At 40.7% G+C, this 23810-nt stretch carries 25 protein-coding genes; 16 read left to right on the forward strand and 9 right to left on the reverse strand.

Features of this window, described 5'->3' with window-relative positions; all coding sequences use genetic code 11:
• Positions 1-107: 107 nt before the first annotated feature.
• The 10 genes from SMUL_RS10315 (at position 108) to SMUL_RS10350 (ending at position 7174) form a co-directional block, all read left to right on the forward strand.
• On the forward strand, positions 108-1106 hold the full coding sequence (locus SMUL_RS10315) for an IS110 family RNA-guided transposase (protein ID WP_025345177.1): 999 nt from the start codon (positions 108-110) through the stop codon (positions 1104-1106).
• A gap of 436 nt (positions 1107-1542) precedes the next feature.
• The gene (locus tag SMUL_RS10320; protein ID WP_025345178.1) at positions 1543-1821 is read left to right on the forward strand and encodes a hypothetical protein; all 279 of its coding nucleotides are present in this window, start codon (positions 1543-1545) and stop codon (positions 1819-1821) included.
• Positions 1778-2980, forward strand: a complete 1203-nt coding sequence (locus SMUL_RS10325; RefSeq protein ID WP_025343245.1) for an IS256 family transposase — start codon at positions 1778-1780, stop codon at positions 2978-2980. The genes SMUL_RS10320 and SMUL_RS10325 overlap by 44 nt, the downstream gene beginning before the upstream one ends.
• Before the next feature lie 37 nt (positions 2981-3017).
• Complete coding sequence (locus SMUL_RS10330; RefSeq protein WP_084613120.1) at positions 3018-3878, forward strand: IS110 family RNA-guided transposase; 861 nt, start codon at positions 3018-3020, stop codon at positions 3876-3878.
• Between the two features lie 56 nt (positions 3879-3934).
• Positions 3935-4069: a hypothetical protein gene (locus SMUL_RS17690; RefSeq protein ID WP_280938037.1), complete on the forward strand. Its 135-nt coding sequence runs from the start codon at positions 3935-3937 to the stop codon at positions 4067-4069.
• A complete protein-coding gene (locus tag SMUL_RS10335; RefSeq protein ID WP_025345180.1) occupies positions 4069-4512 on the forward strand; it encodes a hypothetical protein in 444 nt (147 codons plus the stop codon). Before SMUL_RS17690 ends, SMUL_RS10335 begins: the two co-directional genes overlap by 1 nt.
• Before the next feature lie 25 nt (positions 4513-4537).
• A complete protein-coding gene (locus SMUL_RS17195) occupies positions 4538-4705 on the forward strand; it encodes a hypothetical protein (RefSeq protein WP_158506027.1) in 168 nt (55 codons plus the stop codon).
• Between the two features lie 2 nt (positions 4706-4707).
• Complete coding sequence (locus tag SMUL_RS10340) at positions 4708-5229, forward strand: RNA 2'-phosphotransferase (protein WP_223809691.1); 522 nt, start codon at positions 4708-4710, stop codon at positions 5227-5229.
• A 355-nt stretch (positions 5230-5584) separates the two neighbouring features.
• Positions 5585-6370 (forward strand): transporter substrate-binding domain-containing protein, encoded by a 786-nt coding sequence (locus SMUL_RS10345; protein ID WP_025345182.1) that lies wholly within the window; start codon positions 5585-5587, stop codon positions 6368-6370.
• A gap of 135 nt (positions 6371-6505) precedes the next feature.
• Entirely contained in the window at positions 6506-7174 is a 669-nt protein-coding gene (locus tag SMUL_RS10350) for an amino acid ABC transporter permease (protein ID WP_084613121.1), read from the forward strand.
• A 94-nt stretch (positions 7175-7268) separates the two neighbouring features.
• Here SMUL_RS10350 and SMUL_RS10355 read toward each other — a convergent pair whose 3' ends face one another.
• From SMUL_RS10355 to SMUL_RS10395, 9 genes are all read right to left on the reverse strand, one after another.
• Positions 7269-7550 (reverse strand): flagellar basal body rod C-terminal domain-containing protein, encoded by a 282-nt coding sequence (locus SMUL_RS10355; protein WP_025345184.1) that lies wholly within the window; start codon positions 7548-7550, stop codon positions 7269-7271.
• A gap of 70 nt (positions 7551-7620) precedes the next feature.
• Complete coding sequence (locus tag SMUL_RS10360) at positions 7621-8307, reverse strand: substrate-binding periplasmic protein (protein ID WP_025345185.1); 687 nt, start codon at positions 8305-8307, stop codon at positions 7621-7623.
• The gene (locus SMUL_RS10365) at positions 8292-9323 is read right to left on the reverse strand and encodes an HD-GYP domain-containing protein (RefSeq protein ID WP_025345186.1); all 1032 of its coding nucleotides are present in this window, start codon (positions 9321-9323) and stop codon (positions 8292-8294) included. The genes SMUL_RS10360 and SMUL_RS10365 overlap by 16 nt, the downstream gene beginning before the upstream one ends.
• Positions 9316-10629: a response regulator gene (locus SMUL_RS10370; protein WP_084613122.1), complete on the reverse strand. Its 1314-nt coding sequence runs from the start codon at positions 10627-10629 to the stop codon at positions 9316-9318. The genes SMUL_RS10365 and SMUL_RS10370 overlap by 8 nt, the downstream gene beginning before the upstream one ends.
• Complete coding sequence (locus SMUL_RS16700; RefSeq protein WP_025345188.1) at positions 10533-12224, reverse strand: ATP-binding protein; 1692 nt, start codon at positions 12222-12224, stop codon at positions 10533-10535. The genes SMUL_RS10370 and SMUL_RS16700 overlap by 97 nt, the downstream gene beginning before the upstream one ends.
• A gap of 128 nt (positions 12225-12352) precedes the next feature.
• Positions 12353-13747, reverse strand: a complete 1395-nt coding sequence (locus SMUL_RS10380) for an MBL fold metallo-hydrolase RNA specificity domain-containing protein (RefSeq protein WP_025345189.1) — start codon at positions 13745-13747, stop codon at positions 12353-12355.
• A gap of 61 nt (positions 13748-13808) precedes the next feature.
• On the reverse strand, positions 13809-15701 hold the full coding sequence (locus SMUL_RS10385) for an AMP-dependent synthetase/ligase (RefSeq protein ID WP_025345190.1): 1893 nt from the start codon (positions 15699-15701) through the stop codon (positions 13809-13811).
• A 59-nt stretch (positions 15702-15760) separates the two neighbouring features.
• A complete protein-coding gene (locus SMUL_RS10390) occupies positions 15761-16321 on the reverse strand; it encodes a hypothetical protein (RefSeq protein ID WP_025345191.1) in 561 nt (186 codons plus the stop codon).
• Positions 16321-18288, reverse strand: a complete 1968-nt coding sequence (locus SMUL_RS10395; protein ID WP_025345192.1) for a TonB-dependent receptor plug domain-containing protein — start codon at positions 18286-18288, stop codon at positions 16321-16323. Before SMUL_RS10395 ends, SMUL_RS10390 begins: the two co-directional genes overlap by 1 nt.
• Positions 18289-18399: 111 nt before the next feature.
• Between SMUL_RS10395 and SMUL_RS10400 the strand changes: the two genes are divergently transcribed.
• The 6 genes from SMUL_RS10400 (at position 18400) to SMUL_RS10425 (ending at position 23796) form a co-directional block, all read left to right on the forward strand.
• Positions 18400-19419 carry a sensor histidine kinase gene (locus SMUL_RS10400; protein WP_025345193.1) on the forward strand — a complete coding sequence of 340 codons (1020 nt, stop codon included), beginning with the start codon at positions 18400-18402 and terminating at the stop codon, positions 19417-19419.
• Positions 19416-20123: a response regulator gene (locus tag SMUL_RS10405; RefSeq protein WP_025345194.1), complete on the forward strand. Its 708-nt coding sequence runs from the start codon at positions 19416-19418 to the stop codon at positions 20121-20123. Before SMUL_RS10400 ends, SMUL_RS10405 begins: the two co-directional genes overlap by 4 nt.
• On the forward strand, positions 20120-21451 hold the full coding sequence (locus SMUL_RS10410) for a TrkH family potassium uptake protein (protein ID WP_025345195.1): 1332 nt from the start codon (positions 20120-20122) through the stop codon (positions 21449-21451). The genes SMUL_RS10405 and SMUL_RS10410 overlap by 4 nt, the downstream gene beginning before the upstream one ends.
• Positions 21448-22110, forward strand: coding sequence for a potassium channel family protein (locus SMUL_RS10415; RefSeq protein WP_025345196.1), 663 nt, complete (start codon positions 21448-21450; stop codon positions 22108-22110). The genes SMUL_RS10410 and SMUL_RS10415 overlap by 4 nt, the downstream gene beginning before the upstream one ends.
• Before the next feature lie 131 nt (positions 22111-22241).
• Entirely contained in the window at positions 22242-22607 is a 366-nt protein-coding gene (locus SMUL_RS10420) for a methionine-R-sulfoxide reductase (RefSeq protein WP_025345197.1), read from the forward strand.
• Positions 22608-22719: 112 nt separating this feature from the next.
• Positions 22720-23796 carry a CNNM domain-containing protein gene (locus tag SMUL_RS10425; protein ID WP_025345198.1) on the forward strand — a complete coding sequence of 359 codons (1077 nt, stop codon included), beginning with the start codon at positions 22720-22722 and terminating at the stop codon, positions 23794-23796.
• Positions 23797-23810 lie beyond the last annotated feature (14 nt).

The following is a 23810-nucleotide window of genomic DNA, read 5'->3' on the forward strand; positions in this document are numbered from 1 at the left end:
AGGTCGCATAAAGCAGACCGTATTGTACGAGTCAGAGTTTAGGTTCGACGATCATGTCGGTACGATGCCGACACTAACGAACTCTTCTTTATTTCAAGGAGGTTCTTATGCGTGAGTATATCGGAATTGATATTTCCAAGGCAAGTTTACAAGTGCATCTAGGAACGTTTAATGAAGATGTTGAGATTGAAAATAGTCTCAAAGGGGTAAAGCAACTTCACGCCAAAGTGAAAAAACGCTATGGTAAATCAGTGGAGGTTGTTTGGATTTACGAGCCTACAGGAAGTTATAGCACTTTAGTGAAACGCTTTTGTGCCCAACATGCCATTGCGTGTTACATCATCAAACCTTCTCAAAGTGCTGCGTTTGCAAAAACGATTAAGAATCGCAATAAGAGTGATGTGGTAGATGCGAGGATGCTCTATCAACTACATAAGATTGCACCAAGCGAAGAGATTGCTATTCCCCATTATGACGCTAAGTTAGAAACCCTACAAAATTATCTGCGCTACTATAAAACAGTGATGAAAGAGCGTGTGGTGAAAACCAATCAACTCGAAGCAGCACTGCACAGAGAGGATGAGCTTTTTATCATTAGAAAGCTGCATGTTAAGATTAAAGCACTTAAAGCCGAAGAGAAAGAAATCATAGCTACGATGCTTGAACTCATCAAAGCAAACAAAGCCTACGAGGAGCGTTTTTCTGCAATGACTTCACTCAAAGGCATTGGAAACATTTCAGGCTTAGTGCTGTTTGATTTGTTTATGCGCTATGGGGATGCTTCATCAAAAGAAATTGTGGCATTGTGCGGGCTTGACCCTATTGAGGTAAGCTCAGGTAGTTCACTGAAACGAAAATCACGCATATCAAAACAAGGCTCATGCCTTGTTCGAAGTACCCTCTTTATGCCAACCCTCATCGCTATCAATCACAACCCTCATATGCAAATGATCTATAATAGGCTTAAAGAAAAAGGTAAACACAGCACAGTGGCTCAAATAGCGGTGATGCGTAAAATGGTAGTCATTGCATTTTCATTGTTTAAAAACAAAGAGATTTACGATACCAACAGATTTCTAAGGGTGGATGAAAAAAGAGTGGCTTGAAATGAAAATAATTAAAAATTAAGGGAGGTAAAAGGTGGAAACTGTCCCCCTTTCCCTTCTCATAAAGGTTAAAAATTAAATGAGAAGATGTTAGATAGAATTTTCTATCTAACATCTAAATAGATGTTTGCTGAGCCAAAAGTTAAAAGTTTAGCTCTCGTATAATGAAAAAAGCCAAAAAGTTATACAGTTACTCATAGAGTTTGGGATGTCAAGATGCTGGGTTTAGCCCAGAGCAGTTCTCTTATCTTAAAAATAGAATTAGCTTGAGGATCAGTTAAGTGATTGCACTAAAAACTTGAGTGGTAACAAAGTCAACTTTGAGGTTAGACTGTATTGTACGAGGCGAAGTTAATGTGCAATAAGGTTGAATCATCAGCAAGAGGAATTATCCTCTTGCCTACCAAACTCTCCAATCATGTCATGGAGGTTTATCATGGATAATTTTATCGGATTGGATGTCTCTAAGTCAACAGTAAGTGTGTTTATACCTCAAGGTGGTATAGAGATAGAAATAGCCAATACGGTTAAAGGCTTTACGCAGTTATTTTCCAAATTGAAAAAACTTTATAAAAAAGAACACGATTCCCTCGTGTTTGTCTATGAGCCAACGGGACCGTTCAGAATTCTGTGTCAATCGGGTAAAATAACAAATACCCAAGGACACAGATATGAAGATAGAAATAGACGTAGAGCAATTTGCTCAAGATATTAAAGCCGGCAAGAGTATTGGTGGCTCAAATGGAGCCTTAGGATCACTCATCAAACAGCTAACCGAAGCCGCGCTAGCAGCTGAGATAGATTCGCACCTCTCCCAAGACCTCAATAGAAATCGAAAAAATGGCTATAGTTCAAAGACTATGAAAAGCGATCATGGTGCCTTTGAACTTGATGTTCCAAGAGACCGTAACGGTAGCTTTGAACCTGAAATCGTAAAGAAAAACCAGACCAGCATGACGAGTGAAATCGAAGAGAAGATTCTTTCTCTCTTCGCACTTGGCAATAGCTATTCCCAAATAGCCAAACACATAGAGGATTTTTACTGCGTAGGCTTCTCTAAAGCCACTATAAGCGCCGTAACCGACAAGATAATACCAATGCTTCAAGAGTGGAAAACAAGACCCTTAGAAGCTGTGTATCCATTTATATTCTTAGATGCCATTCACTACAAAGTAAAAGAGGATGGTCGCTACATCTCAAAAGCATTTTATACAGTGCTTGGTGTTCGAGTGGATGGCAAGAAAGAAGTCTTGGGACTTTACCTCAATGAAAGTGAAGGCGCCAAATTCTGGCTACAGGTGCTTACCGATTTGCAAAACCGTGGCGTTAAAGATATCCTCATTGCTTCGGTAGATGGGCTTAAAGGCTTTCCAGAAGCGATAAACTCAGTCTTTCCAGATACGGAGGTGCAACTCTGTGTAGTTCACCAAATACGCAACAGTCTCAAATATGTGGGCTCTGCTTATCAAAAACAATTTGCTAAAGAACTCAAAGCCGTCTATCAAGCTTTTACCAAAGAAGAAGCAGAATTTGAGCTTGATAAGTTGGAAGAAAAATGGGGTAAAAAATACCCTATCGTCTTTCAATCTTGGAGAAATAAATGGGATAATTTATCTGTCTACTTCCAATATCCAGAAGATATACGTAGAGTTATTTACACAACTAATATCATCGAATCAGTCCACCGCCAGTTTAGAACTCTAACGAAAACCAAAGGTGCTTTTCCCAATGATGATAGCCTGCTAAAACTACTTTATATGGGGATTCAAAATGCCCAGCAAAAATGGACTATGCCAATTAGAAACTGGAGCTTAACAATCTCTCAATTAGCCATTCACTTTGAGGGACGGCTTGATGACGCTTTAAACTTATGATACAATTTTAGGAATTATCCGATGTTGACACAGAATCTTGAACACTACCGAGCCAACATCAAGTTATAGTAGCACCTTGGAGCTTTTTTGTGCTAATAAACAGATTCGAGTCTTTAAGATCAACCCAAAGGCTTCTCATAACTTTGCTAAAGCGCTATCGATTCGTAATAAAACTGACAAAGTAGATGCTAGAATGCTCTGCCAAGCAGGAATACTGGCAAAAGAAGAAGAGATTCATATTCCTGTGATGGATGTGATTGTAGAGCAAATCAATGACTTGATGAGTTACTATCAACTGTTGGTAAAACAAAGAGTCCAAACAAGCAATCACTTAGAGAAGTTGCAGCATAAAGAGAGTACCTCTTCTTTAAAAAAAGCTTTGGAAAAAGAGATTCAAGCCTTTAAACAAAAAGAACAGCATACGATTGATGAAATAAAAAGACTCATCACTAAAGATAGTAAATTAGCGTTGAAATACCAAAGTATCCAAACTATCAAAGGACTTGGCGATATTGCAACGATTGCATTAATCCATCTTTTTCTAAAATATCCCAATGCCAATCAAAAACAGATTATCTCTTTAGCAGGACTTGACCCAATTGAAAAAACCTCAGGTACTTCGGTTAGAGGAAAAACACGCATTTCAAAAGCGGGTAATAAACTGTATCGAAGGTCATTATTTATGGGGACAATGGTAGCGATTCGCTTTAATGAAGAGATGAAATGCTTTTATGACAGGCTTAAAGAAAAAGGTAAACATACGACTTTGATACAAATTGCTGTTATGAAAAAACTGATTATTATTGCTAGAGCACTCTTTCATTCCAACCAAGGTTATTCAAGTGAAATCTATCAGGCTCATTGTGGGATGGTGGCTCAAAATTCCAATGTTGCTTAAAGCAAATAATAGAGAAAAACAGTTATGATTTATTAAGATTTTTAGGGTGTTTTAAGGTGGTAACTGACCCCTATTTTGTTGAAGTTCCGAATATGGGTGGAAAAACATTTAATGATTTAGCACAAGATCAACTTAAAAAAAGTGACTTGCCTCTAGACGGTACTTCAACACCCCCCAAAGGAGCTAAATAATGGAGTGTTATACAACGATTTTCGATAGTTATGAATGGTTACCCCCTTATGGTGAGAATCATGTTAGTGTGGATGCAAATGTAGTGACTATACATTATGACAACCCACATGATGAAACGAATAAGGAATATCCTTTTGCCAAAAGAAGTTATATATTTGATGGCATTTCAAGTTTTTGTAAAAGTGCTTTTCCGGGTGTTGCATGTTCAACATTTGATTGTGATACTGACGAAAAGATGTCATTTGATGTTTTATTTGAGATAACTCACAGTGAACAAGCAAAAAAATGGAATGAATATTGGCAAAAAACGAGTTTTACTTTTATGTATAAAAATAGGCATTTGTGTCAATTTTTTACCACTGCAAATACTGCAATTAATGTTATATGTACAGGCGTAACATTAAGTGATGAAGTTTTACTTAAGACGGCAGAATGGCGATAAATTACTTCCTATAGGGAACTACATAATGGAGTGTTATACAGTAATTTTTGATAGCTTTAAATGGCTACCACATTATGGGGAAAATTCTATCGTTATTCACCCTAGAAAAAAGGGATGCATTATTATCGATATTATCTGTAAAGATGTCGAGCTCACCGATGAAATTTTTCTTAAAACTGAAGAAGGCGAATAAACGTGGATATAAGTCAAATATCAAAATACCTCAGTTATATTTTAAGGCACAAGCCTGACAGTATAGGTCTTATACTTGATAATAACGGCTGGGCAAATATTGATGAACTGATCAGCAAAACAAAAGAATTTGTTTTAACAAAAGAGATACTCAATGAAGTTGTCAAAACAAGCGATAAGCAAAGATTTATTATCAAAAATAATACCATCAGAGCAAATCAAGGACATTCAATTGATATTGATTTAAATGTATTGTCTACGAATCCGCCTAGTGTTCTATATCACGGTACTGCAATAAAGAATCTAGATAAAATTATGCAAGAGGGCATTAAATCGATGAGTAGACAATATGTTCATTTATCTGCCGATAAACAAACTGCTATCAATGTTGCTCAAAGACATGGTAAGCCTATAGTCATGCGAATAGATTGTAAAGCTATGTGTGAAGATGGATATAAATTTTATTTGAGTGAAAATAATGTTTGGCTAACAGATTATATTCCTCCAAAATATATCGTCATATAATGTGTCAAAGGCTAATTTAAGTTAGTAAAGGGGACAGTTTCCACCTTTATTAGTACAAATTTTTACCTTTTCTAAACCTTAAAAATTTATCATTGCAGTGTTCCAATACAGATAAGCAAAGCACAATGCTTTTAAGGGTTGATCGTATCAAAATGAGCATTTTTTTGAAAAGTGATGGTAAGTGTTAGAAGAAAACAGCGTAAGATTGGCACAAGAAGGCACTGGCTTTTTAAGTAGGGAATATCTTTACATGTAACGTTAAAAGCCAAGCCATGACGTTTTTTTTCTTGGATTCCCTAACCAATACCTAAGAAAACTCTTAATACAATAGAGAAATTTCTTAAAAAGGAAAATGATGTTTAAGCAAATTATCAACGCTCTCATTGGGCTCAGTCTTTTTACAACGTTTGTAAATTCAGCAGAAAAACCACTTATCGTTGGTATGGAATTACAATATCCGCCCTTTGAAATGAGCGATAAAGATGGAACGCCAAGTGGCGTGAGTGTTGATTTGGCAAAGGCTTTGGGAAAATATCTAGGGCGTGAGGTCAAAATAGAAAATATCGCTTGGGATGGGTTGATCCCCTCTTTGAAAACTGGGAAAGTTGACCTTGTCATCTCTTCGATGACGATTACGGATGAGCGTCAAAAAACGATAGATTTTTCGATTCCCTACGCTCAATCAAACTTGGCGATTTTAACCAACAAAACAAGCGGTGTTAAAAGTATAGATGATTTAAATCAAAAGGGCAAAAAGATTGCTGTTAAGAAAGGTACAACGGGGCATATTTATGCAAACCAATACCTCAAAAATGCCGAACTTTTAGTCTTTGATAAAGAAAATGCCGCGGTATTGGAAGTGATACAAGGCAAAGCTAATGGTTTTTTATACGACCAACTGACTGTTTATAAAAATTGGGCAAACCATAAAAGCACGACCATTGCACTTTTGAAACCTTTTCAAGAAAAGCCTGAATACTGGGGTATGGCGATCAAAAAAGGCAATGATAAGCTCAAAGAGCAAATCGATGCTTTTATCAAACACGCTAAAAGCGACGGTACGTTTGATGCATTATCCAAAAAATATCTCACAGAGGCTAGAGCTACGTTTGATGAGCTTGGCATTGTATTTTTCTTCTAAGGCAAAACGATTTTACATGTAAAAGATTTTTTCATACAAGAGATTGACCAAAAAGAGAACGTAAAACTAAAGAAAAGCGTTTATATCTTTAATTTCTTAGTTCTCTTTTGTATCATCACCGCCATCTGCTATGGTATGTTTACCTCTATCTCTTATGAGTTTCATTGGGATACGATCTATGCATACAAACAAAAATTTATAGATGGCTTTTTCATGACGATAGGTATCTCCTTTTTTGCCTTGATTTTAAGCCTTATCATAGGGATTATCTTTGCCTATGGGCAGAACTCACAGGTGATTCTTTTGCGGTTTTTTTCGCGTTTTTATATAGAGCTTATCAGAGGAACGCCTCTTTTGGTACAAATTTTGATATTTTTCTATGTTTTTGCAAACAATCTTGGCTTTAACAATCGCTATATCGTAGGAACGGTTATCCTCGCTATGTTTTCAGGATCCTATGTGAGTGAGATTATCAGAGCGGGTTTACAAAGTATCCATAAAGATCAATACGAATCAGCAAAATCACTGGGGTTTACCTCTTTTCAAGCGTATCTCTATATCATTTTTCCACAAGCCTACAAAAGAATTATCCCTCCTCTTACGGGTCAATTTGCTTCCATTATCAAAGATTCATCCTTGCTTTCCATCATCTCGATTAGTGAACTTACCATGAATGCCCAAGAGGTCAATGCGTACACCTACTCGACATTAGAGAGCTACATACCGCTTGGCATTGGTTATCTCATGCTAACATACCCCATCTCGTTTTGGGCAAAAAAGCTTGAAGAGAGGATGAAAGACTAGGGGAATTTTGCAGATAAAATCTTTACATGTAAAGAAAATAAGGGATGAGAAGAACCATCACCATCTCGTAGAGCGATGCGATGGTGATGGGGTATTAAGCTTTCATATCCAAAAGGCTGCCGATCATCTCATCTTCGGCTTGGATGGGTTTAGTATTGGCTTCAAAATTCGTTTCAAGTGCGATTTGATCAGTAAACTCGGTTGCTAGATCGGTACTATTTTCGGTTTGACTGCTTTGCGCAACTACCGCGTTACCTTGGTTGGAGATGGTCGTTTGTGTAGCATTATAGTTATCGGTGTTGACATTGGCGACATTTTGAGCGCTGTTGTTCATCCAGTTGGACATGGCTGTCATAGACGTAGCATTAATATTCATGATCGCTCCTTTATACTTTTTTGAACTATACTCTACTTCTCTTGAAAAAATTCTAAAGAAATTTTTGGTGCTATTTTAAGAGGGTTTTGAGTGTTGCATTGAGTGCGGTGATGGTTTGAGGATGGGTCTCTTTGTTAAAAGCAAAATAAAGATCGCTCTCTTTGAGCAAATAGACCACTTCGTAATCATTGGGGTCATAGCCCATCTCTTCAAGTATGCTAAACGTTCCATCCACACTGTATGCAATGGCGTCCACACGGTTTTGCGCCAGCTTTTTGATTTGGGAAGAAACCTGCCCAAATCGCTCTAACACTGCTTCATCAACACCTAGATTGATCAAAAGTTTCTCAGAAGCTGTATCTGGAATCGTCGCAATTTTATAACGTTGCAACTGTTCAGATGAAGCGATACGAATATGCGTTCGTTTTTTAGCGACAATGCCCAGTGTCATCTTTCCGATGGGACCAACCCATTGAAAAAGCATTTCACGTTCAGGTGTTCGAACGGTACTGTAAATCACACTGTTGTTTACATGTAACGCTTCATGATATGCTTGAACCCATGGCAAAAACCAAATACGCTCCCCTTCTATCTGATGAGAGCACTGTTGGAAAAGGGCTTTCAAAAGCTTGGTGGAGCGTCCCGTCACTGTACCATTTTCCATAAAATTATACGGTGGGTTCTGCTCCGTGTAGACTTTAAAGACTTCGGCATACACACAAAGAGCAAAAAGTGCGAGGATTAAACCATGTCGCATCGTTTTCCTTTGGGTCTTTTAAGCGCTTTCCATGTGTAAAGAAACATATCAAAATTTTCCAGCAAAATGTCGGTTATATGCGGGTCAAATTGGCTTCCACGCATCATCACAAAATAGTCTCGTACGGCTTTTTCTTCCCAAGGATCTTTGTAAACGCGTTTGTCTAACAGTGAATCAAACACATCAGCCACCGCGCAGATACGCCCAATCAATGAGATGTTTTCACCTTTCTTTCCATGCGGATACCCTTGCCCATCCCAACGCTCATGATGTTCAAGCGCAATTATCGCAGCGTGTTGCATCAGCTCAAACTCAGAGTCGATGAGCATCTCATAGCCAAGCAGTGAATGATTTTTCATAATCTCCCACTCATCATCATCCAGTTTTGCAGGCTTATTCAAAATCTCATCGCTAATGCCCACTTTACCGATGTCATGAAGCACTGCTGCCATTTTGATCTTTTCGCATTCGGCTTCATCTTTGCCTAAAAACTTGCAAAAGAGGTAACAAAACTCCGCGACACGTCTTAAATGCTCGCCTGTTTCTTTAGACTTGAGCTCTGCAATCGAAGCGGAGAGATAGGTCATTTCATGGTTGAGCTTGCGAATCTCTTCGGTTTGATTTGCCACTTGGCTTTGCAGGTTAGATTGCAGTTGGTATAACGAGACGTGCGTCTTGACTCTGGCTTTTAAAAGTCCTGCATGAAACGGCTTTGCTATAAAATCGACCGCACCTAAATTGAACCCGATCTCTTCATAATCACTGCCCTCATTGGCAGTGAGAAAGATGACAGGAATTGCGCGCACTTTCTCCATTGTTTTAAGCCTACGGCACACTTCATACCCAGTCATTAGAGGCATATTGATGTCCAGTAAAATGAGATCAGGCATCACCGTTTCTGCCAAACTAAGCCCTCGTTTGCCCTCTTTCGCGGCATACACTTCATGCTCGCTCAAAAGAGAACTGAGCATTTCAAGATACTCTGGCGTGTCATCGATGACTAAAATTTTAGCCATTGATTATCTCCTCACTTAAACGCTCTACATGGTGTAAGGCTGCTTCAAAATCAAACTGTTTACATGTAAAAAGGAGCTCTTTAAACGATGCCTTACCTGCTACTTCACCATGGGAAAAAAGTTGTTCCAACAAAAACGTCACTTTGGAGACATTGGAGAGTTCCAATGCCGTTTGAAGCTCTACCAAAAGAGACTCTAAAACCTTTTTCTCTTCAAATGAAAAATGGATTTGCTTCAAAGAAGAAGGTGTGCTTAGCTTTTCATACTCGCTTCGCAGAACGCTCATCAGCGCATGATGCTCTTTTAAAACTGTGTCTAAAGGAAGATTTTCAAAGCTATTTTTTTCTTTGACTGAACGCTCTAATGCCCCAAGGCTCTGCTCCAACTGAATCAATCCAACCGTGCCACTAAGCCCTTTGGTGGTATGCACATAATCCAACAAGGTGATTCTGTTTTCTGCTGCAATCAAAGCGTGCAATCGCTCAGGTAATTGAAGATAAGTCTCAAAAAAGCTTCTAAAAAGCTTCCCCCACAGCGCCTCTTTTCCACCTAAACGTTTAATAGCCTCTTGCTTTGCAAAAAGAGTTTTCGCACTTTTGGGAGCAATAAGTTGCGGTTTTGGCTTCATGGCAACGGTTACATGTAAAACCTCCAAGAGCGTACCATAAAAGTCTCCCACTTCAAAAGGTTTGCCAATGTGCGCGTCCATGCCGACCGCAAGGCATTTTTCAATATCATGGATCATCACATTGGCTGTCATCGCAACGATAGGAGTTAGGAGATTGAGCTCTTTGCGAATGATACGTGTGGCTTCATACCCATCCATCAATGGCATCTGGACATCCATCAAGATGAGATCAAACGGGTGAACTTGCTCTTGAATGATCTCCACCGCCTCAAGCCCATTGCGCGCTACTTCAACGTTGGCATGTGTCTCTTTGAGCAGATACGTTGCCACTTCAAGGTTGATGTCGTTGTCTTCTACCACCAAAATACGTTTGGAAGAGAGGTTGATCTTGGAAGGGTCAAACAGTGGCACTTGCGCTCTGAGCGCGCATAATGAGACGGTTTCATCGTAGAGCATTGAAGGATTGATCGGTTTTTTGAGTAACGCTTTGATGCCTGTGCACAAAATGCGCTCTTTGAGCTCCGCATCATCATTGCTCGCCACCATTAAGAATGGAGGAAGTGCCTCCATGCCGACTTTGTCTACCAATTGCCTGTAAAAATCAACCCCATTGGCTTTTTTAGCCAGCTCATAATCCAAAATAGCCAGATGGAAGCTCTCATCTCCTTTTTGAAGCATGCTACTGACATCATCACTGCTTTTGCAAACGGTGACAAAAACCCAAAAGAGCGAATAAGCTCACTTAACGCTTCGCTGACTTTTTTCTGATCGCTAATCACTAAAAGATGCAACGGTTCATAATCAAGAGAACTGTTTTCATGCTGTATATCAATGCCTTTGGCAAGCGGAAGTGTGAGTGTAAGGCTAAAAAGACTTCCTCTGCCCTCCTCACTCTCCAAAGAAATGCGCCCGTGCATCATATCTGCAAGCTGTGTGCAGATGTACAGTCCAAGCCCCGTTCCACCGTATTTTCGTGTGATGGAAGCATCTATTTGAGCAAAGGCTTTAAACAGAAGTGACTGTTTCTCTTTGGCGATGCCGATGCCACTGTCTTTGACATGAAAGGTAAGCGTGGCGGTCTGCTCATCATGGATCTGCTCTTCCACGCTTAATACAACAGCGCCCTCTTTGGTAAACTTAATCGCATTGCTTAAAAAATTGTTGACAATCTGCATAATCTTGCACGGATCGCCCTTGAAAAAGCGATTGGTTTCCACAAAGTCACACTGAAAATCGATCCCTTTCTCTTTGGCAAGCACAGAGAAGATCGAACAGCTTTTTTTAAGCTCTTTGTGCAGATCAAATGCGATGGATTCAACATCCATTTTCCCCGCTTCGATCTTTGAAAAATCCAAAATATCGTTGATAATACGAAGCAGAACCGAAGATGCCTCTTTGATTTTAGCCACATACCCCACTTGCGTGCTGTTCATCGCTGTCTTGCTCATCAAATGCGACATTCCCATGATAGCATTCATCGGTGTGCGAATTTCATGGCTCATATTGGCTAAAAATTCGGACTTATAACGACTCGCATCTTCAAGCTCTTTGGTGCGCTGTTTAACTTTTTCATCGAGTATCTCATTTTCATGTTTGAGTGCTTCAAAAAAGCTTTTGAGCTTGATGCGTGTCTTATCTAGCGCAAAACCAAGCGTGCCGATCTCATCGTTTTCATCCCATAAAAAAGGCTCATCCAGTTTCTGCTGTGCCAAAAGAGTGGAGTGCCCGACCAAACGGCGAATCGGACGGATAATTTTGTAGTAGTAAATCCATGAAATAACGGTAATTAAAAAGAGCAGTTGTAAAAAGATCATGCCACCAAAAAGCGTCATATCAGAGAGTATGGAATCCACAAGGTCTTGGCGTTTAAAGCCCATTTCCAATGAGCCAATCATAACGCCCTCTTTTTCCAATAATTTGTTCAAAAAAAGTGTGTCATCGTTGTTGGAAATTTTCGCTTTGTTTTCCCATCCCAAAAAGAGCTTTCCCTCGTTATCTTTGACATAGACAAACTGCACACTCGGATCAAGCAGGAGTTGATCGAGCATCTTTTGACCCAGTTCGGGGTAAAAATTCCATAACGATTCGCTAAAAATAGCAGAAGAGAGATTGAATTTTTTAGTATTGAGCGCGGTAAAAGCTTCTTGTTTATTTTGGTAAGTACTGTTGACATACGTTAGCACAACAAGGGGGAGAGGTAATAGCAATGCGATAATAATCATCACGGCTAAAGCCTGCAATAAGGAGACACGGTACAGCATTGCTTTAAACATTTTCAAAGACTCTTTCTAAAGCTATTTTACGACATCAGCAACAAAGGCATTAAGCTTATAGACCCTACGAGGTAGCAATAAACGAAGTCAACATAAACTATAACATTTTCAAATCGCCCTTGTCAATTTTAAAGGTAAATTGTTTCTGCTTTTTTGACAATATGCACCTTACTGTCGACATTTTCTTTCAAATAAGCTTTAAAAAGCTCCATTTTGTCTACTTCACCGTGAATCAGATGGATCATCGCCAAGCCTCCAATGTGTTTAATCCAAGCGAGCATATCCGCTCTATCGGCGTGGGCTGAGAGACCATTGATCGTATAGATTTTGGCGCGCACCTTAATATCTTCACCGTAAATGCGAATAAAAGGCTCCCCATCGATAATATCGCGCCCCAACGTTCCTTTCACCTGAAAACCGACAAAAATAACGGCATTTTTAGGATTCCAAATGCGTTGTCTGAGATGATGCAACACACGCCCACCCGTGCACATGCCACTTCCTGCGATGATAATGGCGCGTTTATCGACATCATTAATGTTCATAGAATCTTTACGGCGTGGCGTATGTTTGAGTTGTGGGAACGCAAAAGGGTCATCGCCTAAGCTTACATGTAAACCCACCGTTTGGTTCATTTGCGCAGGGTATTTTTGGTAAATTTTGGTCGCTTCGATCGCTAGAGGACTGTCTAAAAAGACATGACAATTATGCAAAAGCCCCTCTTGGTGCATCTGATGCAACAGCCATAAAATCTCTTGCGTTCGCTCTAGTGCAAAGGAGGGAATGACGATATTTCCACCATCATTTAGGGTCGAAACGACGGCGTCTTTGAACTCTTGAATGCTCTGCTTAAGTGCGCGGTGTTCTCGATCGCCATACGTCGATTCAATAAAAAGGGTATCCGCATGGGAAATCGGGGCAAGGTCATTAAGAAGAAGACGATTTTTACTGCCTAAATCTCCTGAGAAGACAACGGTTTTGGAGACACTCTCTTCTTCATAATTAATCTCAACAAACGCACTTCCCATAATATGTCCTGCATTATGAAGGCTTAGCTTTAAAAAAGGGGCAATGGTGATGATCTCATCATACTGCACACGACGTATTTTGTGGGTGAAAACCTGTTCGACATGCTCTTTGGTGTAAAGAGGCTCAATCACACTGGCCTCTTCCCCTCTGCGCAACGCTTTGCGAAGCTGTGTCTCGTACTCTTCTTGCAACAAATTGGCGCTGTCTAAGAGCATGATGTAAGCAATATCCAACGTCGCTTCCGTGGCAATAATCTCGCCATGAAACCCCTCTTTGACGAGCTTAGGAACCCGCCCAATGTGATCGTTATGCGCATGCGTTAAAATGAGATAATCAATCGAAGAAGGATCAAACCCAAAAGGCTCATAGTTGCTCTTCCACAGCTCCCCTTGAATCATCCCACAATCCATCATAATTTTGATGGAGTTAATCTCCAAGAGATGACACGAACCCGTAACCATGGAAGCGGCACCGTATGATGTGACTTTTGCCATTTGTTCTCCTTCGTCAAAAACGCCTTAAAAAGGCTTTGATGCCATTATGGCACGAAATGCTTTAATGTATAAATTTATCGATGATTTCTTTGTACTTTTTCTCGATGACGTGGCGTTTTTTCTTAAAGGTGTTGGTCAACTCTTCGCCTACGGTAAACTCTTTGTCCAAAAAGTGGATATTTTGCAACTTTTCAAAGGGCTTAAATCCTTGTCCTTGATGTAATAGATCGTTCATCTCACTTTTGATTTTCGCCACGATCTGTTTATCGTCCATCACTTGCTCAATGCTGTGCACCACTTTGTTGAAATTTAAAGCAACATACTCTTTAAGCTTTTCAAAATCAGGCACGATGAGCGCACCCAACCCTTTTTTGGTGTGTCCCACTAAAATCGCATCGGTAATGAAGGGTAACATGGAGAGCGTTGATTCGATGCGCGTCGGATCGACATTTTCGCCACTGGCTAAGACAATAAGCTCTTTGGAGCGTCCTGTGATGACCAGCTCGCCTTTGAGTGTCAATTTGCCAAGGTCACCTGTTTTAAAGAAACCATCTTCACTGAAACTTTTGACATTCTCTTCAGGATTGCAGTAGTAACCTTTAAAGACCTGCTCGCCTTTCACCCAAATGTCACCTATCTCACCTGCGCTCAATGGAGCACCCTCTTTGTTCACGATTTTAAGCGTTGTATTATGAACAGCAGGACCGAGTGTTGAAAAGGTATTGCATTGAAGAGCACGTCCTGAGATCACAGGAGCACACTCCGTCATGCCGTACGCATTGACGATGCGAATACCGATGGCATCAATCCACGCATCTAAAAAATCAGGCAAAGCACCGCCACCACTGACGGCAAGGCGTAGTCTTCCCCCAAATTTTTCCTGAACGAGTGCCAGCTTTTTTTGAGCAAAAATATAGAGCGGATAAAGCGCTAAACGGGTCACAAACGCAATGGTTTTATCTTTACATGTAAGCATTAATGAGGGCTTTTGATAACAGGGAAGTTCATCGTTTAAAACGCGATCCGCATGTCGGTAGGCGGCTGAAATGGCAACGAGTTTGTTAAAAAGCTTGGCTTTTTTAGGGTCTTTCTTCTCCAGTGTGGTCATGATGCGTGTGTACATCGACTCCCACAGTCTTGGCACGGTCGCTACAATGGTCGGTTTGTACTGCTCCAAATCGGCTGCAAAGGTTTTAATGGTCGAATAAACCGTACAGCACCCTTGCGAAAGAGCTACGTATTCGGCCGCACGTTCGAAAATATGCCACGAAGGAAGAATCGAAACCCACACATCGTCACTTTGAAGCGCAATCAATGGCGGAATTTCGCGCACGTTGTACATAATGTTTTTATGACTCAGCATCACCCCTTTAGGTGTGCCCGTCGTGCCTGAAGTGTAAATAAGTGTGACAGGATCTTCCTCATCGAGCGCATCTTTACCTTGGATAAACACCTCAACCTCATCTGCATGAATCGTGCGATCTTTTAAAATATCGTTGTACGAGTAGAGGTTGCTTAAAAGGGAGTGAACATTGGGAGCTTCGACAATGAAAATGGCTTTGAGTTTAAACGCATTTAGCATCGCTTCATGTCTTGCATACACACTCTCATTTTCAATGATTAAAAATTCGGCACCTGAATGGGAGAGAATATACTCTAGCTCTTGCGTTGGCGTGTCACAGCCTCTAGGAATGCCGATGGCGCCAAGTGCAATCAACGCCTGATCGGTGACCATCCACTCATAGCGGTTGTCACACAAAAACATCACCTTGGAACCTTTTGTGACCTTCTTGGCTTTTAAAGCACGTGAAAGAATTAAAACATCTTCAAATAATTTCTCGTAACTGACTTCAAACTCTTGATCGCCTATTTTATAGACAAAGGCTTTTTTCTCTTTATACTGCTCATAGCTCGCAATGAATCTATGAAACAACGTGTTCTCTTCACGATGCAAGCACAATCCTTAACATTTCAAATTAATGAATTGTAATCATAAATTCCTGAAAGAGAGGCTCAACGCGGACGAAATGCCTTAAAAACAAGAAAAATAATGACGATTTGAATAACCAAAAGTCCTACATGTAAAGCATACACCTGCTCTTGTTTATCACTTATGCCACACCACTCAATGTCTTTGTAAAACAGATACGAAAGCACCATACCGATCAAATAACCCTTTTGCTTGAGCACATCCGCAAAGGAGAGCAAAATGGTACGTTTCAAAGCCAGTGTTTCAATGCGCATCAGGTAATTGCCAAACACAAATGTCAGTTGGTACGAGATATAGATAAACAAAACACTGCTATAGCTGTAGCGAAACAGAAGAAAACTCACCACAATCAAAAGCGCTAAAAACTCTACAAAAAGTGTCACACGGTAAAAAACGAGAAGATTCATCATCTTCTCGTACACTTTTGCCACCACGAGCAAACCAATGGCAAGCCCAATGCCTCCGAGTGAAAACACCGAAGGCTCAAGCGGCGTGTAAAGCACAAAAACACTCCCCACCGCAAGCCCAAAAAAGAGGGAATTGAGCAGTTTATACCACAGGTAAGGTCGTAGGTTTAGCTTCATTAAAATCTCGCCTCAACGCCTGCATAATAGCTTCGCTCAGCCGACGCGTAACCGTACACGGTTTGGTAGTAACGATCAAAGAGGTTATTGACTTTGAAATAAACATCTAAGTTTTTGCTAGCATGATAGGTTACTTTGGTGTTGGCAACAAAATAGTTGCCTGTCTCTTCGGTTGAAACATCTTTACGAGATCCAATATATGAACCATTGACATTCACGGCTAATTGTTTCATTGGTAAGTAGGTTGCATAAAGCGTTGACTGGTAACGTGGTCTGTTAACCAATCTATTGCCATCTTCATCTTTGGCATCCACATAGGTGTAGTTTGCACCTGCCAGTAACGATTGGAAGAGTTGTTGTTCATAGGAGAGTTCAATACCTTTTAATGTTGATGTTCCATTAATGTTTTCATTCATGTACGTCGTATTGTTCCAACTAATCATATCTTCAATTTCATTTCTAAAGAGATTAATGTTCAATCCAGCATATTGCATACCAACATTTAAACTCTTAATGTTTTCAGGTTTTAAATCAAGGTTACTGGTTCCCCAGAGATTGATCATATCAAAAATAGCAGGTGTTCTATAGGCTGTTCCATAATTAGCATACAGATTAAAATCATTGCTAAAGAGATATTTGGCACCGACTTTTCCTGTTACTTTATCTTCAAAAGCGCTGTACTTATCATAACGAAGTGCCTGTGTTAAAACCACATTGCCCAGTTTATTGGTATTGTTCACAAAAAGTGCTTTTGCATTTTCATCATAGCTCTCTTCATCAACACCCACTTGCGTATAATCAAGCTCTCGTTTTTCATAACTTCCACCAAAAACAAGCGCACTGTTATCATCATATTTCCAGGTATCTTTCACTTCGATGGACGGCACTCTGCCTTCATACTCTTTCACACCCGATGTTGCATTTAACTCTTTTTTATTGACTTGGTTTTGAGATAATGTTGTTTCAATGGCATGATTGGCTATAAAATATTTATACGTTAGATAGCCAGAACGTTGATGAGTGTCACTTTGTTCTATCGAATTAGGATCTGTTGCACTTAGTGCGTAACTATATCCATCATAATTATTCAACGCATTAATATCGTGATAGCCCGCTTCTATGCGATTATATTCATCTATCCAGTAACCGACTTTTAAATTAACGGTTGTATTTCGATACGAATCATCTTCGTACTGGTCTATATCTTCTCCATTAGGAGCATACGTTGTAAACCCATCTTCTACCACTCGTTGTACAGAAAGCATAACGTCAAATTTATCAGTTTTATGTGAAATGGAAGTATTCATACTTTTATGCCCGTAACTTCCAACTTCAACCCCAGCACTTCCATGCGTACCATTTTGAGCATTTTTGGTGATAATGTTTATAACACCCGCAGCCGCGTCCGCGCCCCACACACCACTTTGCGCTCCTTTGATCACTTCAATACGTTCAATATCACCGACTAAAAGATGACTAAAATCAGCCCCTGAAATACTATTGAGATCGTTGTATCGAACACCATCTACCATCAAAAGCGTATATTTATTGGACATACCTTGCATAAAAATACTTTTGGTCGCACCAAGTCCTCCACTGGAGGTTATACTAATACCAGGAATCGTGTTAAGCGCTTCAACAACGGTGGTGATGCCTTTGAGAGAGAGTTCTTCGGAGGTGATAATGCTAACATTATCGGTGACATTGGTCGCACTGACCAAGGATTTAGAAGCGGTGTAAACTTCAGACTTTTGAGCTTTGATCTTCTTCGAGATCACCACAACAGGCGCGCTGCTCTCTTCGAGCACTTCTGTTGTTTCTGAGGATGCTTCAGCTTTTGGCGTATAGAGTTGCTTTTCAGTGTCTACAGCACTTTGGACATCACTTGCCAAAGTAAGCGTAGCATTTAAAGCAAGTATCGCTGCTAGGCTAAAATACTTTCCTCGAAAACCTTTGAGATGTTTCATTCATTCTCCTTGAAATTTGGGAAAACTATTTTATCCTAAAAGTCACTATTTTGATAACTTTTTGATGGATTCTGCTCTATAATAATCCCAAATAGACTATGAGGATCAGGCGTGTTTCATCGCTACAATTACATTTTAACTGCTTTAGGTGTCTTGGGGGTCATTACGCTGATTAGCGTTGTGTTTCAAGACTATTTAGAGCTCGTGAACATCGCACTGATTCATCTTATTCCCATCATTTTCGTAGCGCTTCGTGGTAACTTTTCTGCCACGGCACTTATTGCTTTCATCGCTATTTTACTCTTCAATGTTCTGTATGTTCCACCCGTTTATAGTTTCAGTGTGCATGACGCGATTTATCTCTGGAGTTTTGCCATTTTTTTACTGGTGGGGTACATCATCACAGCGCAAGCCAAAAAAATTCAGACCAATGAGATACGAGATATTTTGCTCAACACGCTCTCGCACGATCTTAAAACGCCACTCTCTTCCATCTTGGGTTCCATTACACTGCTGTTGGAAGACCGAAAAATGAGCGAAGAGACTCAAAATACGCTACTTCAAGAGATCAAAAATGGTTCTGAACGAATGAACCGCCTCATCAATAACCTTTTAGACAACGCTCGCCTGAAAGACAAACACCTGGAACTGAAGATGGAATGGTGCGATCTAGAAGATATTTTAGGCGTTGCTTTGCAAGATTTTGATGAAGCCCAAATACAGCGCTCATTGCGTTTACATGTAGACGCGCATTTGGAGCTTTTCTGGGGCGATTACAACCTTTTGGTGCGGCTTTTTGCCAATCTTTTAGACAACGCGTTTAAATACTCCAACCAAACCAAGCAGATCAGTGTCACGATCAAACAAGAAGACAAAAGTGCTCAGATTACATTCTTTAACGAAAGTAATCCGCTTAAAGAGCAAAATTTAGAAACCATTTTCGATAAATTTTACCGCCTTGAAAACGCGAAAGATATTTCAGGCAGTGGCATTGGTCTTTTCATCTGCCAAAGCATCGTCGCCGCACACCATGGAAAAATCAAAGCGTACAACCACGAAAATGGCGTCTGTTTTGAGATAACCTTACCAAGGCTCAAACAGCTCAGTGCGCTTCAAAAAGAGGCTGAATGAAACCCAATGAGCTGATCTTAATCGTAGAAGATGACGATGCCATCTCCAAACTGTTAACCATTTCGCTGTTTGAATACGGCTATAAAACACGCTATGCCAATACCTTAGCACTTGCAAAACGTGAATACATCAGCCACAATCCGATGCTGATCATTTTAGATCTTGGACTGCCCGATGGCGATGGAAAAACGCTGATCAAAGAGGTGCGCAAAGAGAGCAAAACGCCCATCATTGTCCTCTCCGCACGAAGTGAGGAGAAAGAGATTATCGCGGCTCTTGATTTGGGTGCGGATGACTATGTGACGAAGCCCTTTTCTGCGAGTGAACTGCTTGCACGTGTACGCTCAACACTCAGGCGCGTGCATCATGACATTGCGCCCCAGCGGCTTACATGTAAAGATCTCAGCGTCGATTTTACCAAGAAAGAGGTCATGCTAAACGGCACTCCTTTAAAGCTCACGCCCACCGAATACACACTTTTGCGCTACTTGATGCAAAACGCTAACAAAGTCCTTGCGCATCAGCAGATTTTAAAAGCCGTTTGGGGTGTCGGGTATCAAAACGAGATGCAGTATCTTAGAACCTATATCAACTCCTTGCGTAAAAAGATTGAAAAAAGCTCGACCCGACCGGAGTACATCACAACCGAGTCCAGCATTGGGTATCGTTTTTGCCAGTGTGACCACGAAAAAGGAGATGAATGAATCAAAAAACCTTAAGGATCATCCTTTTTAGCTATTTAGCGGTTATCTTTTGCGGTGCCATTGTCTTGATGCTTCCGTTTGCCCATGTGGGGAAACTCGCGTTTATCGATGCACTTTTTACCTCGACATCCGCAACCTGCGTGACAGGGCTTATTGTCAAAAGCACCTCGGAGCATTTTACTTTTTTTGGGCAATGCGTTATTTTGATTTTGATGCAAGTGGGTGGTGTGGGCTACATGAGTATCGTCACCCTCTTCTTCTTGTTTATGAAAAAAAACCTGACCATTCATGAAAAGAACATGGCAAAAGATTCGCTCAATTACGCGCACAATCTTGACATTCAAAGCTTTTTAAAAAAAGTCTTTTTATTTACGTTTATCATAGAAGGGCTGGGCATTGGCATTTTAACCGTACGTTTTGGTTTCGATATGTCTTTTAAACAGGCGTTATGGCAAGCCATTTTTCATGCGGTATCTGCTTTTAACAACGCGGGTTTTTCCCTCTTTACCGATAGTTTTATCAGCTACAACCATGATTTCACCGTGATTGGAACGATTGGAGGGTTAATTATCTGTGGGGGTATTGGCTATTTGGTTTTGGTGGAACTTCACGCCAAAGCAGTCCATAAACGTTTCATGCTCTCTGCGCACACGAAAATCACTCTTTTGGGTACAGTGATTTTACTGATCTCAGGCATTATCCTCTTTTTAGCCATTGAGTGGGACACGAAAGGTCTTTTTGCGCACATGTCGCTTTATCGCAAGCTTCTGAATAGTTTCTTTCTCTCTGTCAACTTTAGAACCTCTGGTTTTAACAGCCTTGATCTTTCACTTCTCAGCGACGCATCGCTTTTTTGCTCGACCATTTACATGATGATCGGAGGAGGGGCAGGCAGTACCGCCGGTGGTATTAAGATCACGACTGTTGCTGTGCTCATCATCGCAACCATGCACACGATGAAGATCAGCAATCAAGCGCCACATGCCTTTAAGCGCACCATCTCGCAAGAGATCATCAACCGCTCTTCTGCGATCATTTTAGTCGCTTCGTTTATTACAATCACCGCCACCATTGTTTTAGTCGAAACCCAACACTCTAACTTTATGAAAACACTCTTTGAAGTTGTATCGGCTTTTTGTACGGTGGGAGTTTCAGCTGGCAATGGCGATATTTTAAGCCTCTCAGATACATTTAACCCTTTTGGCAAATCCATTATTATCGCCCTTATGCTCATCGGACGAATGGGCATTTTTGCCTTTGGATTTCTCATCATCGGCAGAGAAAAAATTAAACACGTACAATACCCAGAAGGAAGGATTTTATTATGAAAACATACGCCGTTATAGGTCTTGGAAAATTTGGCTTTCACATCGCCAAAGGTTTAGCCGAGCAAGGCATGGACATCATCGCCATCGACAATGACCCCCACAAAATTCAACTCATCAGCGACTACATCGAAGATGCGCTCATTTTAGACAGTACGGACATCAAAGCCCTTCAAGAAGCGGGCGTTGTGGGGCTTGATACGGTTATTATCAGCATTGGCGAGAACATTGAGGCGAGTATTTTAACCCTGATGGCGCTCAAAGAGTTGGACAATAAAACCATCATTGCCAAAGCGATCACGCTCACGCATGGTGAGATTTTAGCACGCTTGGGGGCGTTTAAAGTCATCTATCCTGAGAGGGAATCGGCTAAAAAATTAGTTGAAAACCTTGTCGGAAACGTGGTCATCGATCAGATTGATTTTAGCAGTACGATCAAAATTGCAAAATTCACCGTCACCAAATCACTGATAGGTAAAATGGTGCAAGAGATCGAACTTATGTTCGAAAATGAGATCCACCTTGTTGCCTGCAAAACCAGAGATACATGGACGTTTGATGTCGATAAAACTTACAAAGTTCGCGAAAACGACATGCTCTCCTTTATCGGTAAAAAAGTCTTCATTGAGAAGCTGAGAAACCTCACCAAAGCGGAGAGCTAATCTTTACATGTAAAGCCTCTTTTAGCACAATGGTGTTATAACGGTTTACATGTAAAGAGGTTTTGACTCACTTTTTAACGATTTTGAAAACCTCAGTGCACTATTTTTCATCACACCCTAAAGGAGTGCGTATGCAGCTTCGTTCCCTTAGCCCAGAAGAAGAGCGTGTCATCCTTCACAAAGGTACAGAAATGCCCTATTCTGGGCAATACAACACCTTTCACGCGCAAGGCATTTACCACTGTAAACAGTGCAATGCGCCACTGTATACCTCCCAAGACAAGTTTGATTCAGGCTGTGGCTGGCCGAGTTTTGATGATGAGATCAAAGGGGCAGTCAAACGCGAAACAGACAAGGATGGTAGACGCACCGAAATACTCTGCAACGCCTGTGGTGCGCACTTAGGACATGTGTTTGAAGGGGAGAGATTGACTGAGAAAAACACACGTTATTGTGTCAATTCTATCTCGCTCACATTCGAGCCTGTAATCAAGTAGTTTTTACTTTATGCTATAATACGACACAAATTATTTTAAAGGAATTCTGTATGACCCAAAGCGAACCGGACTCGTGTAGCTTTAACCTTGCTTCTTCTATAGGGGCTCTTCTATGACGCTATTGATTACGTATCTTTCTATCGCGCTTATTATCTCATTTATGTGCTCGATCCTTGAAGCTGTTTTGCTCTCAAGTACGCACTCCTACATTGAAACCCTTCCCAAAGAGACGCACGAAAATGCTATTGTCCTGCTCAAAGAGCTCAAAGCAAACATCGACAAACCGATCTCTTCGATTTTAACGTTCAATACCTTCGCACACACCATGGGTGCTGCAGGTGTGGGTGCACAAGCACAAATCTTGTTTGGACAAGAGTGGCAAACAGCGGTTGCTTTTGCTATAACACTGCTTATTTTGTATGTTTCGGAGATTATCCCTAAAACCATCGGTGCACTTTACTGGAAAAAACTCTTGATTCCCTCAGCGTACCTGATCTCATTCTTAGTCACGGTCACCACGCCATTTACATGGGTTTCATCGCTTTTGACCAACTTTATTTCAAAAAACAAAAAACACCAAAACAATTTCTCGCGTGATGAGATCATGGCAGTTGTTGCGATGGGTGAAAAAGAGGGATCGATTCTCAGTAAAGAGAGTGACCTCATTGAAAATCTTTTAAAACTTAAAAACATTAAAGCCAAAGACATTATGACTCCTAGAAGCGTTGTGTTTGCGCTTCCTGCTACAACGACCATTGAAGATGCGATTGAAGATGATCGTATGTACATTCATTCACGTATTCCTGTTTTTGGTGAGACGCTTGATGATGTCGTGGGCATCGTCTTTAACCAACGCATCTTAGAGGAGAGCGTGGAAGACCATGATACAACAACGCTTGAACACATCGCGCACGAAGTGCATATGGTTTCTGAAAATCTTCCTGTGCCAAATTTGATCGACCAATTCATCAAACGTAAAACGCACCTCTTTGTGGTGTTTGACAGCTACGGACAAACCGCTGGTGTTGTCACACTTGAAGATGCGATTGAGACGCTTTTGGGTGTTGAGATCGTGGATGAGATGGACGAAGTCGAAGACATGCAACTCTTCGCCAAAGATCGTAGTAAAAAATTCCAAGACCGCATGAAAGTCGAGCGTAAAAAGCTCGAAAAAGCAAAGGTTTACTAGTGTAAAGAGGCTTT

The sequence above is a fragment of the Sulfurospirillum multivorans DSM 12446 genome, from assembly GCF_000568815.1.
Lineage (GTDB): Bacteria > Campylobacterota > Campylobacteria > Campylobacterales > Sulfurospirillaceae > Sulfurospirillum > Sulfurospirillum multivorans.